This is a genomic window from Chitinophaga costaii, from assembly GCF_900094705.1.
Classification (GTDB): Bacteria; Bacteroidota; Bacteroidia; order Chitinophagales; family Chitinophagaceae; genus Chitinophaga; species Chitinophaga costaii.
This window is the reverse complement of the sequence record NZ_FMAR01000022.1, coordinates 1-14,424: the sequence shown is the minus strand read 5'-3', so window position 1 is coordinate 14,424 and position 14,424 is coordinate 1. Positions and strand designations below refer to the sequence as shown.

At 48.2% G+C, this 14,424-nt stretch carries 14 protein-coding genes; 7 read left to right on the top strand and 7 right to left on the bottom strand.

The features are described from left to right. Positions 1-210: 210 nt before the first annotated feature. Both GA0116948_RS19910 and GA0116948_RS19905 read left to right on the top strand, forming a co-directional pair. A complete protein-coding gene (locus GA0116948_RS19910) occupies positions 211-1,590 on the top strand; it encodes a M20/M25/M40 family metallo-hydrolase (RefSeq protein ID WP_165798478.1) in 1,380 nt (459 codons plus the stop codon). Between the two features lie 43 nt (positions 1,591-1,633). Further along, positions 1,634-2,035: a hypothetical protein gene (locus GA0116948_RS19905; protein WP_089715510.1), complete on the top strand. Its 402-nt coding sequence runs from the start codon at positions 1,634-1,636 to the stop codon at positions 2,033-2,035. Positions 2,036-2,112: 77 nt separating this feature from the next. Here GA0116948_RS19905 and GA0116948_RS19900 read toward each other — a convergent pair whose 3' ends face one another. Continuing rightward, complete coding sequence (locus GA0116948_RS19900; RefSeq protein WP_089715508.1) at positions 2,113-2,838, bottom strand: SAM-dependent methyltransferase; 726 nt, start codon at positions 2,836-2,838, stop codon at positions 2,113-2,115. Continuing rightward, positions 2,838-3,602, bottom strand: coding sequence for an EI24 domain-containing protein (locus tag GA0116948_RS19895; protein ID WP_089715507.1), 765 nt, complete (start codon positions 3,600-3,602; stop codon positions 2,838-2,840). Before GA0116948_RS19895 ends, GA0116948_RS19900 begins: the two co-directional genes overlap by 1 nt. A gap of 66 nt (positions 3,603-3,668) precedes the next feature. Here GA0116948_RS19895 and GA0116948_RS19890 point away from each other — a divergent pair, with 66 nt between their 5' ends. Continuing rightward, entirely contained in the window at positions 3,669-4,274 is a 606-nt protein-coding gene (locus tag GA0116948_RS19890) for a DNA-3-methyladenine glycosylase (protein WP_089715505.1), read from the top strand. Positions 4,275-4,356: 82 nt separating this feature from the next. Here GA0116948_RS19890 and GA0116948_RS19885 read toward each other — a convergent pair whose 3' ends face one another. Both GA0116948_RS19885 and upp read right to left on the bottom strand, forming a co-directional pair. Further along, the gene (locus tag GA0116948_RS19885) at positions 4,357-5,370 is read right to left on the bottom strand and encodes a PorP/SprF family type IX secretion system membrane protein (protein ID WP_089715503.1); all 1,014 of its coding nucleotides are present in this window, start codon (positions 5,368-5,370) and stop codon (positions 4,357-4,359) included. 302 nt (positions 5,371-5,672) lie between these two features. Next, positions 5,673-6,326, bottom strand: a complete 654-nt coding sequence (gene upp / locus GA0116948_RS19880) for a uracil phosphoribosyltransferase (protein WP_170876093.1) — start codon at positions 6,324-6,326, stop codon at positions 5,673-5,675. A 165-nt stretch (positions 6,327-6,491) separates the two neighbouring features. Here upp and GA0116948_RS19875 point away from each other — a divergent pair, with 165 nt between their 5' ends. After that, a complete protein-coding gene (locus GA0116948_RS19875; protein ID WP_089715501.1) occupies positions 6,492-7,592 on the top strand; it encodes an anhydro-N-acetylmuramic acid kinase in 1,101 nt (366 codons plus the stop codon). A 4-nt stretch (positions 7,593-7,596) separates the two neighbouring features. On the opposite strand, the gene GA0116948_RS19870 is transcribed toward GA0116948_RS19875, so the two are convergent. After that, complete coding sequence (locus tag GA0116948_RS19870) at positions 7,597-8,574, bottom strand: c-type cytochrome (protein ID WP_089715499.1); 978 nt, start codon at positions 8,572-8,574, stop codon at positions 7,597-7,599. Positions 8,575-8,687: 113 nt separating this feature from the next. Then, entirely contained in the window at positions 8,688-10,397 is a 1,710-nt protein-coding gene (gene ade, locus GA0116948_RS19865; protein ID WP_240619210.1) for an adenine deaminase, read from the bottom strand. A gap of 74 nt (positions 10,398-10,471) precedes the next feature. Between ade and GA0116948_RS19860 the strand changes: the two genes are divergently transcribed. After that, entirely contained in the window at positions 10,472-11,194 is a 723-nt protein-coding gene (locus GA0116948_RS19860) for a LolA-like protein (protein WP_089715497.1), read from the top strand. A gap of 145 nt (positions 11,195-11,339) precedes the next feature. Here the strand turns inward: GA0116948_RS19860 and GA0116948_RS19855 are convergent, their stop codons facing one another. Further along, positions 11,340-12,344 carry a helix-turn-helix transcriptional regulator gene (locus GA0116948_RS19855; protein ID WP_089715495.1) on the bottom strand — a complete coding sequence of 335 codons (1,005 nt, stop codon included), beginning with the start codon at positions 12,342-12,344 and terminating at the stop codon, positions 11,340-11,342. 128 nt (positions 12,345-12,472) lie between these two features. Between GA0116948_RS19855 and GA0116948_RS19850 the strand changes: the two genes are divergently transcribed. Together GA0116948_RS19850 and GA0116948_RS19845 are read left to right on the top strand one after the other, a co-directional pair. Beyond that, positions 12,473-13,078, top strand: a complete 606-nt coding sequence (locus GA0116948_RS19850; protein WP_089715494.1) for a hypothetical protein — start codon at positions 12,473-12,475, stop codon at positions 13,076-13,078. Positions 13,079-13,498: 420 nt separating this feature from the next. After that, positions 13,499-14,134: a peroxiredoxin gene (locus GA0116948_RS19845; RefSeq protein WP_089715492.1), complete on the top strand. Its 636-nt coding sequence runs from the start codon at positions 13,499-13,501 to the stop codon at positions 14,132-14,134. The last annotated feature ends 290 nt before the right edge of the window (positions 14,135-14,424 follow it).

Here is a 14,424-nt window from a genome sequence, read left to right as displayed (position 1 = left end):
TTTTCGTTGTGACCCGGCATTTACTGCTATTTAATAAAGCAGTTAGCATTTTCAGGTATTACAGGTTATAATTTCCATGCCCATAGTGGGAGGTTTGTCAAAGGTAGCGTACTATTTCGGAATTCACCAGGGGGGAGTTGCAGGAGCCCCTGTAAATAGTTAGTTTTAAGCCCTCGTTTCGAGTCATATTTAAACCAAATAACCTGCGCGATGATGATGAAGCATTTCCTGTTGCCACTCGTATTTTTAACAAACTCGGTTGCCGCCCATGCACAGCAAGACGATTCCCTGCTGATCCGCCGGCTGGCAGACACGGTGCTGACTCATGGTGGCGCCTATGAAAACCTGCGTGTGCTTACTAAGCAAATTGGCGCCCGCCTGGCTGGCAGCCCGGCCACTTACAAAGCAGAAAAATGGGGCGCGGAAGCCCTGCGCAAAGCCGGCGCCGACACGGTGTATTTCCAGGACGTAATTGTTCCTCATTGGGTACGGGGCGGTAAGGATGAAGTCCGTATCCTCTCCAACCGCCGCGATTACGTGGCCCCCCTGGCCACGCTGGCCCTGGGAAATTCTAATGGCAGCGGAGAAAAAGGCGTAACGGCCCCCGTGATAGAGGTGAAGGATTTTGACGACCTGGAAGCCAAAAAAGACCAGCTCAAAGGCAAAATTGTTTTTTATAACTACCCCTTCAATCCCCGCTTCGTGGAAACGTTTAAGGCTTATAGCGATGCGGTACGCTACCGGGGCAGTGGTCCTAGCCGGGCGGCCAAGTATGGCGCCGTAGGGGTAGTAATCCGTTCCATGTCGCATGGCACCAACAATTTTCCCCATACCGGCGCCCTGCATTATAACGACTCCTTCCCCAAAATTCCCGCCCTGGCCCTTGGTCTGGAAGATGCAGACCGCCTGAGCGCCCGCATTAAAAACGACCCTTCCCTGAAACTATTCCTGCGCACCTGGGGCAAAATGCTACCTGATACCCTCGCGCACAATGTGATCGGGGAGATACGTGGGTCAGAATTCCCCGATCAGTATATTACCGTAGGAGGTCACTTGGACTCCTGGGACGTGAATGAAGGCGCCAACGACGATGGCACGGGCATTGTACAGAGCATACAGGTGCTGGAAGCATTTAAAAAATTAGGTCTTCACCCCAAACATACCATCCGCATTGTGTTATATGCCAATGAGGAAAATGCTACCAACGGTGGCCGCGAATACGCCAAGCAAGCCAAGCTGAAAGGGGAAAAACACGTATTCGCCCTGGAAAGCGACGCCGGCGGCTTTACACCCCGTGGCTTTTCCCTGGAAGTAACACCCGCGCAACGCGCTAAAGTAGCTTCCTGGATACCCCTGCTACAGCCCTACGGCGTATATACCGTAGCTGCGGAAGGTGCCGGCGAAGACGTAGGCTATCTGCGTCCGGCCATCGGCACACCGGTAGGAGAGCTGGAACCAGACTCCCAACGGTATTTCGATCTGCACCACGCCCCGAACGATGTCCTGGAGAATGTGAATAAACGGGAAATGGAACTGGGTGCCATCGAAATGAGCGCATTAATTTACCTGGTCGATAAATACGGATTGTAATCCCGATATTCGCCAGGGCATTTTTTCCTTATAAAACTAACACATGCGTAAATTCATTTTTATCTTAGTAGCCATTGTTGTGGTAGCGCTGTGCGCCTTCCTCGGATACCACTATTTCTATGTATTCGGCGACGGTGTGAAAGCCGGCGAACTGAACTTCTTTGTTAAAAAAGGTTATGTTTTTAAAACCTATGAAGGACGTCTCATACAAACAGGTTATAGAAGCAGCCAGCCAGGTGCCATACAGTCTAACGAATTTAATTTCTCCGTAAAAAACGAACACGTAGCCGAGCAATTGATGCGTGCCAGCGGCAAACAGGTGGAACTGCATTATAATGAATACCTGGGCCCCCTGCCCTGGAGAGGCATGAGCGAATTTGTGGTAGATAGTGTATACTCCATCTCCCCCGACCCGAATAACATTCAACTACTGCCAGCCCGATAGCACCGTAGCTTTCAGGCTAAAAAAATCCTGCTACGTTTTCCACGTAGCAGGATTTTTTTTTAAATCTATTTGCAGGCTTATAACTGCCCTGCCTCAGGCACATACAACAAAAATATAGCAGGCCGCTTATGCAGTTCCGGTGCAGGCAGGCGTTTCCACTCGCCAACAGTTTTTGTAAGGATAAACTGCTCATTGCCCGTAATTTCCACCGCCACACAAAGTAAAGTATGCGCAGCGCAATGGGCCAGCAGATCAGTAAACAGGGCATTATTGCGGTAAGGTGTTTCAATAAATATTTGCGTTTGATGCCATTTCGCCGAACGTTGTTCCAGCTCTTTTAACGCTTTTACCCGCGCACTTTTATCTACCGGTAGATAACCTGTAAATGCAAATTGCTGTCCATTCATGCCCGATGCCATCAGCGCCAGCAAAATAGAATTGGGTCCTACCAGGGGCATTACGGGCGCATTCACCTGGTGTGCCACTCCTACAATCAGGTGGCCGGGATCGGCAATAGCAGGGCATCCCGCCTCACTCATCATACCTATGTTGTGGCCTGCCAGCAATAATTTGCGGGCCAGCGCCACATCCGGAGGCTGGTTATTATTCATGGGATACAACTGCAAGTCGTCTATCACTATGCTACGATCCAGCGCCTTCATGTAACGGCGTGCGGTACGCTCGTTCTCCACGAAAAATATTTTCAGTTGCCGCACCACGCCCGTTACATAGGCCGGGATGGTTTCCAGGTGCTCATCTGCCAGTACCGTAGGTATCAGGTACACTTTGCCGGTATTGCTCATTATATCAGGCGTTTATCTTGTAAACTAAGTGTGCCGGCAATCACCGCGTAGGTGGGAGCCAGCATCCAACCCAGGATGGGGATGAACAGGAAAAGATAAAATATCAAACCATTGCCCACGGCCACACCTTTGTGCTGCTTTACAAATGAAATGGTCTGCGGCAAATCCATCTGGTGCCGGTCGCAGCTGTAATCCAGCATGGAGAAACCAAAGAAATAACATTCCATGAAAAAGGCCACCAGCGGGGTAATGATACCCACAATGGGTACAAAGGCTACTATTACCAACACCAGCATGCCTGCCGTCTGGTATAAAATATTCCGCCCGCAAAGCCGGATGCTGCGCAAGGTGTCTTGCCGGAGTTCCGCATAACCCACATCCGCTTTTTTTCGATGCAGGATAGCTCCTGTTTTCTCCGAAATAAAAGCAAATACCGGCGCCGCCACAATGAGGAATAAATTGCGGAAATAGGAAACGTACAATAACAAAAACAAACAGTGCACAGAAAACGAAAGAAGTAGAAACAACAAGCTTATCCATCCACTTTCAAAATCTTGTATCCAGTTTAGAAAAGGCAGTACATTAAGTAGATAGTTCACAAAAGCTGTGGAATAGCCCCACACGAAATAAATGCCCAGTACAAACAAAGCGCAGAAAATGATACCTGGCAACAATATCCATTGCCACAAGCGGTGTTGGAGTATAAACTGATGCGCTTTTCCGTATGATTGGATAGCGGCAATAACTTCTCTTAAAGAAAACAAAACTTCATTTTTTTGCTGATATTCAGGAAATCGTTGAAAGCGCGAAATTAGTATTATTTTTTAAGCATGCAGAAACTGAAACCTTCCTTTTACCGGCAACCCGATGTGCTGCAGGTGGCCAAATCCTTGCTGGGTCAGCATCTTGTAACCATCGTAAACGGGCAGCGCACTGCTGGCATGATCGTGGAAACCGAGGCCTACGCAGGTGCCACAGACCGGGCCTCCCACGCTTATGGCAACCGCCGTACCAAACGTACCGGGGTGATGTTTGACGAAGGGGGCGTAGCCTATGTGTATTTATGTTATGGGATTCATTATTTATTTAACGTGGTCACTAATGTGCAGGACATCCCTCACGCCGTGCTGGTCCGGGCGCTGCAACCCATAGAGGGCATAGACATCATGCTGGCGCGCACCCGCAAGCCTGCGCTGCAGTACTCCCTTACCAACGGTCCTGGCAGCCTTTGCAAAGCTATGCACATCACCACCGCCGATACAGGTCTTTCTCTCACGGGGGATAAAATTTTTATCGAAAAAGCAACCCCTATTAAAGCACAGGATATTATGGCCGGCACCCGTGTAGGGGTGGCCTATGCACAGGAAGATGCACGACTGCCTTACCGGTTTTGGATAAAGGGAAATCCATGGGTGAGCAAGGGGAAGGGATTGTAAGGGAGGATAGAAGAATGGATGAACAATAAATAAAAACGGCTCCCTGCAATGCAAGCCGCCATCTCTTCCCTATGTGTTTATCTTAAAATTTAGGGCATAAAGTTTTATACTTGTTGTTATCATCCCTGCGATGAATATAGATCACAGAAATTTCCATGCCCCCACGCGCATTAGACGCCGGTTTTAAGGAAGATATATTGGTATCGTAACTAATGCCCACCTGAAATCCTTTGATCTCCAACCCCACATAAGGATTAATGGCATCGCCAAAACGCACCCAGCTACCCACGTAAAACATGGTGGGATCGTCTGGCATACCATTGAGCAAAAAGCCATAGGCAGCACCAATCGTTTTTTCGGTGGCAGTACCTTGTTTCATATATAAAGCACTGGCAAAAATACGGTTGTTGCCATTCACCGGAAAGGAGCCACCCGCGTGGCCGGTAATGCGTTTATGAATGCGGTTCTCTTCCGTAAGATTGTTATAATGCGATTCGTAAGGCTGTGTAATATGATAATAAGAAAAGCCCGCATAAATATTAGATGCTTCACCTATCAGCCCATTGTAGAGGATACCAATATTAGGATCAAAATAATGCAGGGTAGGCTTTGTGATCGCTTCGGTAGGTGCTGAGCCGGGATTATTAAGCTGATCACTAAAAGTAAGTTTGCTAACATCCAGTCTTTTAATAACGTACGCGCCCTGCAAACCAATAGCAAGGGTATGATTCCCCTCAGGATCCAGGGATTTGTGGTAGGCCGTACTCAGTGCAAAATAGTTCGTAGTATAAGCACCCGCCTCACCCTGACGGTCATACATCGCAATTGCACCAACGCCCCAGATATCGTTCGGATTTATCACATTTTTAAGAATGCCGAAATCGGCAGACACCGTACCCGTGGTAAACGGGGCACCAATGCTGTTCCATTGTGAACGATAATTGCCCGCTATCCGGTAATCGCCGGAAAACAAGCCAGTAAATGCTGGGTTTAACGTAAGGGGTGAAGCAAAAAATTGTGAGAAATGAGGGTCTTGCGCCTTCAGCGAGGTAGAAAAGAATAGGAGGACAATTATAGTATATATTAATTTTTTCATATACGTTAGGCGTATAGGGTTTTCCCGGATAATGGTGAATAGTGAAGGTACGAAACCACTTTCATATCTCAAATTAAAATATATAACAAATTTATGATTTTAGATGGCCCGGCAACGCTAGAGCGGCCAGTATAGTTAGGACAAATAATAAATATACAGCGATGAATCTAATGTACTGGTTTTCTTTGGTTATTCTGTCGTTAAATTAAGTGGACAAAACCAGTATTTTTCCCGTTAAGCAGATTAACAGGTGACATCCTGCATAACCCGCCTGGCGGGCATTCCAGTGCTGGGAGCGAGGGTTAGTTTTGCAATTTATTCCCAAACGCCAGGTCGCCGGCATCGCCCAAACCGGGTACAATATAACCTTTGGCGGTAAGTTCGTCATCGATATCGCCTGCCCAGATGGTCAGGGGGCTGGTGGTGTTACGCTGCACATATTCAATCCCCACGGTACAGGCAATGGCTACCACTATGTGTATATGCAGGGGCTTACCCAACGATTCCAGGTGTTCAATGGTTTTTACCAGCGAAGCGCCCGTGGCCAGCATCGGATCAGAAATAATCAGTACCTGGCCTTCAATTGTAGGCGAGGAAACGTATTCCAGGCTAATGTCGAACGTACCGTCGTGGTGATGTTTGCGGTAAGCGGAAACAAATGCATGGTCTGCCTTGTCGAAGTAATGCAGCAACCCTTGGTGCAAAGCCAGGCCGGCACGCAGTATGGTGGCCAGCACTGGCTGGGAAGCCAGCACACGGCAATTGGCGATGCCCAATGGAGTCTGTATTTCCCGCGCTTCGTACTCCAGTGTTTTGCTGATTTCGTAAGCAGCTATTTCCCCTAATCTTTCCATATTCCGGCGGAAACGCATACGATCGGCCTGGATCGTAATGCTGCGAATTTCACTCAACCATTCTCCGACTAATGAATGCTGCTCACTTAAGTTTATGATCATGGGGATGCTTTTCGCTTGCAAAACTAGCTAAAATATTGACTTTCTCTTATGATACTTATGGGCTATATATTGCCTCCCTTTGCGGAGCCTGGCCCGCTGCTCGCCTAACTTTGCCGCAGAGAGCGGCTGGCATATTTTCCAGTACCTTTGCCAAAATTTTGGGAAATGGTATACAACGTGATCGGCGCCATGTCGGGCAGCTCACTGGATGGACTGGATATAGTACTTGCACAACTTACAGAGATCAGGGGGCAATGGACTTACGAAATAAAAGCGGCAGACACCCTGCCTTACCCTGCAGATTGGATGCAGCGCCTGTCTGGTGCCACCACACTTCCCGCTGCAGATTACCTGGTGCTGCATAGCGACTATGGCCGCTACACTGGTCAACAAATCCTGGCGTTTATTGAACGCCACGGTCTGCAACACCAGGTACATTTTATCGCCTCCCATGGTCATACCGCCTTTCATTTGCCCGCCATGCATACCACGGCCCAACTGGGCGATGGTGCCGCCATTGCGGCCATCACCAGCTTGCCGGTAATCAGCGACCTGCGCGCCATAGACCTGGCACTGGGTGGGCAAGGCGCTCCCATTGTACCCATCGGCGAAAAGTTATTATTTCCGGACTTTCAATACTGGCTGAACCTGGGGGGCATTGCCAATGTAAGCGCCATTACCGGTGCAGATCGCATAGCTTTCGATATTTGCCCGGCCAATCGTGTGCTGAATGCACTCTCGTTGCAGATGGGCCACGACTATGACGAAGGTGGTGGCCTGGCCGCAGCAGGTGAGGTGAATGAAGTGCTGCTGTCCACTTTACAGCAACTCCCCTACTACGCACTTCCCTATCCCAAATCGCTGGCCAACAGTTTTGGAATCGATACGGTACTCCCCCTGCTCACCTCCTCCGGCTTGTCTGTTCCAGACCAGTTGCGTACCTACACCGAACATATTGCACAGCAGATCGCACAGGCCATTGAACCCCTGCACCTGCATGCCGATGCCAGCCAGGCACCCTTTAACATGCTGGTCTCCGGCGGCGGCGCTTTTAATACATTTTTACTGGAAAGGATAGATGCACTGGTTAGCCCCTTTCGCATAGACCTGGTAGTGCCCGACGCACAGACCGTAAAATTTAAGGAGGCGCTGATCATGGCCCTTATCGGGGCACTGCGCTGGCGGCAGGAAGACAATGTATTGTCTTCTGTTACCGGTGCATCCCGCGATAGTATTGGCGGCGCACTGTGGATGGGTAGTCACTGACCTATTATTTTGCCGGCACGAACTTCACCACCGTATTATGAACGGGCGCCAGCGAATGCAGGTATGCATAAATGGCTTTCAGATCACTGGTATCCATACCACTGTACATGGTCCAGGCCATAGGCGTATTGAAGTCTTTTGGCGACGTAGGAATATTGCGACCAGTACTGTCGGCATATAATTTAAAGCGGCCTACAAACTGGCTTTCCGTCCAGCTGCCAATGCCTGTTGCCTGGTCGGGCGTAAGATTGGAGGATTGTAGTATGCCCTGGGGCAGCGCAAACACCCGGCCTCCGGCTAATGGCGTGCCTGTAAATTTTCCGTTTTCATATTTCGTATGGCAATCCTTGCACCCCGCTGCAGCCAGCAGGTATTTACCGTATGCAATAACATTGTTGCGGGCTGGCGCAGGCTGTGGGCTGGCCTTATGCGGCATGGTATGCAGCAGAATATTCACCGGGAAAGTGGCAGTACTGGAAGGTACATCACGTTGCACCGGTGCAAGGGTACGCAGGTAAGCAATAATGGAGGTGATATCGTCCTCGCTCATTTTACCGTAAGCATCGTAAGGCATCAGCGGGAAAATAGCGCGACCTTCTTTTGTTTGCCCGGTAGTGATGGCGCGGAATATTTCTCCATCCGTCCAGCTTTTCAAATGATAGGGGGTAATATTTTTTGCATAAAAAGTGCCGGGAAAGCCCATTTCCGGGGTAAAGCTTTCGCCACCGCCCCCCATTGGCTCACCTGCCACCGGCGGGCCTGAGAATTTTCCATAATCGCGGTGGGAATGGCAGTCCATACACACACATACATGATTGGCCAGGTATTGCCCACGGGCTATTTTTTCCGGACTCAATGTCACTTGTAGTTTAGGAGGCGGACCGGTATTGGGCAGCAATACACAAACATAAGCCACTATCAGGCCTATAATCAATAAGATCGCACCCAGTACGACCGCCATTTTACGGAGTACTTTTTGCATAATATAAATTGGGTTAACAAAAATAGAGAGAAGGCACCTTTTTTAGGGTACAAAATGACAGATGGCGCGCTTTTTTTCCTCCGTGGAGCAAAGTGGGTGATGGCTGTAATGCCTTAAGGCTCCACAACCGGCGTAAATGAAAAAGTATCGCCATTGAACAACCCCAGGTCGCTTAATTTCAAATGGGGAATTACCAATAGTGCCATGAATGAAAGTGTCATAAAAGGCGCCGCCAGTGTGCTACCCAGCGCTTTGGCAGCTTTGTCCATGGCGCTGTATTGGCTGGCCACTTGGTAACCATCCTGTGCGCTCATAAGACCCGCCACTGGCAAGGGCAATATTACAGGTGTGTTTTTGAGGGCTACGCTCACTCCTCCCTGCGCGCCAATTACAGCGTTGATGGCTTCCGCCAGGCTTTCATCATCTGCGCCCACGGCAATGATGTTATGACTATCGTGCGCCACGGAGGAAGCCATGGCACCCCATTTCAGCCCAAAGTTTTTAATAAACCCCAGCGCCACAGGTGCCTGCTTATAACGGTTCACCACGGCCAGTTTCAGGACATCCAGACTGGTGTTGGACACAACTTCGCCATCTACTACCGGCAGCGAGGCCAGTTCCGCATGGGTAATTAGTTCTCCCTCCAGCGCTACGATAACCTTTACGCGGGCCATACTACCAGTGGCGGATATACGTAAATCTTCCTTTCGTACTGGTGCTGCCTGAAAATGATTGATAGCCGAAGCTGCCACCCGCGCTATTTTAGTGACGCCATTTTCTGCCACCAATTCACCTTTGATGTAGGTCGCTTTTACATTAAAGGATTTGAGATTGTCTACAATAATAAAATCGGCCGGGTCGCCCATACGCAGCAAGCCGGTATCCAGGCCATAATGCAACACTGGGTTCACACAGGCGGCACGCAGGATATTAAATAAGGGAATACCGTGATCCAGCGCACGTTTCACCAGCACGTTGATGTGGCCTTCCACCAGATTGTCTGGATGTTTGTCGTCGCTGCAAAACATCATGTGTTCCGGCCAATCGTGCAGCAAAGGGATCAGTGCTTCAAAATTGCGCGCGGCACTACCTTCGCGGATCAGTATTTTCATGCCGCGCAGTAACTTTTCCAATGCCTCTTCGCGGGTAAAACATTCGTGATCGGTGCTAATGCCAGCCGCAATATAAGTGGCGGCGGCATCACCTCTCAAACCAGGGGCATGGCCGTCTACCGGCTTACCATATTTTTTTGCAGCTGCTATTTTCTGCAATACCTCCGGATCATTATTCAATACACCAGGGAAGTTCATCATTTCGGTCAGGTACTTCACATCCTCGCGTTGCAACAGGGCTTCCACATCTGCCGGACTTACAGTGGCGCCAGCCGTTTCGTATACGGTGGCAGGCACGCAGGAGGGCGCGCCAAAATAAAAGTGGAAAGGCACCTGCCGCCCATTTTCTATCATGTAATGCACACCAGGCACACCCATCACATTGGCAATCTCGTGCGGGTCGGATACCGTAGCCACGGTACCGTGTACCACGGCCAGGCGCGCAAATTCCGAAGGAATAAGCATGGAGCTTTCCACATGCACGTGTGCATCCACAAAACCCGGCAACAAATATTGTTCATATGTCCCGCTTACTGGCACAATTGTAGCAATACGTCCCTCTTTGATGGTAACGGTGGCCGGGTAAATGCGCTGGTGAAGAACGTCTACATAATTGCCGGTGAGCTGCATGGAATATTTGTATTGGTGAAACGGACTGAAAAGTACGAAGTTTTTGGCAGGATAAAACCTCCGCACATCGCCGTTCCACACTGGTAAATAGATTTTTATATTGACTTTAAAAGAATAAATTTGTCATACATAAATTTTATATTAAACTCACTTTTATGAAGAGCATAAAGCTGCTTACCCTCCTTTTTGTACTGAGCATTTCAGGCGCATATGCCCAGACAGCCGATGAATTGGTCAATAAATATGTGGTGGCCATGGGAGGCGCAGATAAACTAAAAGCACTGAAAACCGCTTATAATGAAGGCAGTGTTGAGGTGCAGGGCATGGAATTCCCGCTTAAAGTATGGAAAATCCAAAGCCAAGCCATGCGCATGGAATTTGATGCCATGGGTTCCACCAATATTCAGGTAATCACAAAAAACGGCGGCTGGACGCTTATGCCAGTGCAAGGACAGTCCGAGCCTACCGCGCTGGACAGTTCAAAAGCTAAATTGATGGAGTCCCAACTTAGCATCAATGGTGAATTATATGATTATAAAGCCAACGGCAAGAGAGTAGAATCCCTGGGCAAAGAAACGATAGACGGCGTAAATGCCTATAAACTGAAAGTAACTTCCAAAGATGGCGTTGAAGGTATTGCCTATCTGGATGCCACTACCTACTACCTCATCCGCACCGAAAACCACGTAACCGTACCCGGACAGGATGCTCCGATGGATGTAATTGTGAAAATGAGCGATTATAAAAAAACCGAAGATGGCTACTCCTACCCTTCTGTAACAGAGCAACCCGCCTCCGGTGTTAAGATACTCATTACCAAAGCAGAATATAATAAACCGGTAGACGATAGCCTGTTTAAAATGCCCGCCTCGAAATAATAGTAGTTACTATCATTGTGATGTAGCTTATATTCAAAAAGAAAAACAGCCTTGTTAGTTGTGCATTAAACGCACTAACAAGGCTGTTTTTCTTTGTTCAACATTCTTCAAATGCCCCGCTATTAATCCGGCAGTATACGATTATCTATTTATACAAAGCCGCCATTCTTTTTGCTTCATCGGCCAGGTCTTTAACCAGGCTTTGGGGCGCCAGCACCTTTAAATTGGCACCATAACTCAGCAGCAGCATGCGCAGTTCGGGATTCACCACCAATTGAAGTTTTACTTCGCAAGATTCTTCGGTATCCTTTACAATTTCCTGTGATGGATGGATGGGTTGAGACTTAATGTATTTGCCCTGTTGCGGCGTGAAACTTAGTCTCACTTCCTCCGGATCGCCGCCCGGCACAGTAATGCCGAGGGAATGCTGGAAGTAAGTGGCATCGTCAAAATTTTGGGCGTCAAAATGTTGGTTGGTGGGCCATAACTTTACAATACGATCCAACGCAAAGGTCAGTACACTGCCACCTTTGGCTTGCTGGCTTTTGCCAATGAGGTAAAAACGATGCTGATACTCCCGCAGGTGATAGGGTTCTACCCAATGTTCTTTAGGCTCGTCGCGGTTAAAGCTCTGGTAGGCTATACGGATTACCTCCAGCCCCTTAATAGCATCTACAATCTCAGGAATGAACTCAGCCCCCTTGTATTGCGTGGCGCGGGCAAAACGGATAAGTCCCTGGTTTTGCAACGCATCCCGATTCATTTTCAGGCTGGCGGCAATTTTTAAAATAGCATCCTCAAACTGTGCCACCACAGGCAGGCTGCGAAACTGCTCCAGGATGCCAATGGCAATCTCCAACCCTTGCAGGTCTGCCTCATCGATCGGGTTATTATTAATCGAATAACTCTCCTCTTCATAACGGTAAGTACCCGTTTTGCGATCATATAGAATAGGGGCAAAATAAGCCAGTTCCTGATCGTTGCGCATATCGTATATGTCTTGCTGGATAGCGCGGGTAGAAATATCTTTCCCCATTTTTTCCGATACAAAACCAATGAGGTGTTCCAGTGTGGGCTTGGGCAGGCGCTTGTTGCGCAACCGTTCGTCTATCCACCGGTAGCGCGACACTGCGTCCTTATTTTTAGGCATGTTTGGGTGTTTTAAGAGCTCAATTTACCCCTGAAATTTATTTTATAAAATTTTTTAACCTGCCCGCACTACGCACATTCCCTGCGTAATGGCCGGATACTTTTGTATTGTTATAAACACAGAACGGTATGAAAACATTACACACCAACACCGCTACTTACTACAACACCATTTCCATTACCCAGGTAATTATGGATGCTTCCAACTACCTGACCTTCTGGGGACAACTGCAAACCGAGGCTGGCTGGGTGGATTGTGATTTTGTGGCAAACTACGACGTGCTGAACCAAATGCTGCGCCACCAGGCCCCCCAAAGCGATCAATTGCAAATGATTATCGTGGAAAAACTGGAAGACATGCGCCAACGCCCTGATCAAATCCCGGAGATCATAGACCTGGAAACCATATTGGGCGGGCCGCTGACGTTCCATAAAATGACCTTTCAACTGAGCCGCCCCCGTGTAAAACAACAAGGCACCTGGGTAGAATATACCGGAGAACGTTGCTATTACATCCAGCAGATAATGCCCCTTGCTGCACCGGCACCCACTCCCAAGGCCGCGTACACCCAGCAGATAGACCATGCTATAACATTGCTGAGCCAACGTTATGCATTATACCTGGGTTACCTGGAAATTGAATTTGACGAAGTGGCCGCCCGTGAAGAAGCCGGACTCCAGGATGATCATAAATATACCATGGCCTATTGCGCATGGAAGCAACAGGCCGCCTGATCTGCTTAAGCGCTCCCCTAAATCGCTGAGTGCTGGCATACCTACTGCATAATCTAATGGCTTTTAAGTAAAGTATACTTCCCCTCCCACATAAATATCCAATATATGTTAGCCCCGTAGTAACCAGCCAGGCGTGGTGTTTGCTCCTTGGTAAAAAACAGCACTATGGCTATGGTTGCTGATATTTTGTTACCCTAAAAACTTGCCTTTTTCTGGATGAAGTGTTAACCCCTCATTTTTCCTATTTGCGACAACCAACCATAAACGCTAGCTTTGCAGCAGGTTTTTCCCCAGGCACTACTGCCCCAACAGAATGACTACCAAGGTTTCAGCAGAAATTAATGCTAAAACAATCTTAAAAGTCTATTAAGTTTGTAGGAAATACGTATTTTTGAACGCATAACGTAAAAATTTTTTGCTATGAGTTTAAGATTAGGCGATATCGCCCCTAATTTCCAGGCACAGACCTCTATTGGAGAAATCGATTTTTACGAATACCTTGGGGATAGCTGGGGTGTTTTGTTCTCCCATCCTGCAGACTATACGCCGGTTTGCACTACGGAACTGGGACGCACGGCACAACTGAAAAGTGAATTCGATAAAAGAAATGTAAAAGTATTGGCCGTAAGCGTAGATACTGTAGAACACCACAAAGGCTGGATAAAAGATATCAACGAAACGCAAAATACTCAGGTAGATTTTCCTATCATTGCAGATCCGGAGCGGAAAGTGGCTAATTTATATGGCATGATCCATCCGAATGCATCTGAGACATTTACCGTTCGCTCTTTATTCATTATCGGGCCCGATAAAAAAGTGAAGCTTACCATTACTTACCCGGCATCTACCGGCCGCAACTTCCTAGAAGTACTGCGCGTGATAGATTCCCTGCAACTAACTGCCAAGTACAGCGTTGCCACACCAGCAGACTGGAAAGATGGGGAAGATGTAATTGTAACACCAGCGGTGCCTACCGAAGAAATTCCGGCCCGCTTTCCGAAAGGACATAAAATAATTAAGCCTTACCTGAGAACTACTCCTCAGCCCAATAAATAAGGGCGGTAAGCAATTCCAGAAGGTCACCACCTTTTGTCAAGTATTTTTTTAATGGTTGGTTTTTGATTTTACGAAACGGGGATTTTTCCCCGTTTTTAATTTTTATACTCGTTTGTATTTCAATAGCTGCACCAGAAACGACTTTGCGGCCCATCCATTCGCTAAATGTATTTCCACAAGATCATATTACTGTACAATCGAGTAGGAAGGTAGGGATTAATTCCCTACCTGTCCTCTCACACCACCGTACGTACCGTTCGGTATACGGCGGTTCCTTAATTTAGTTCCGA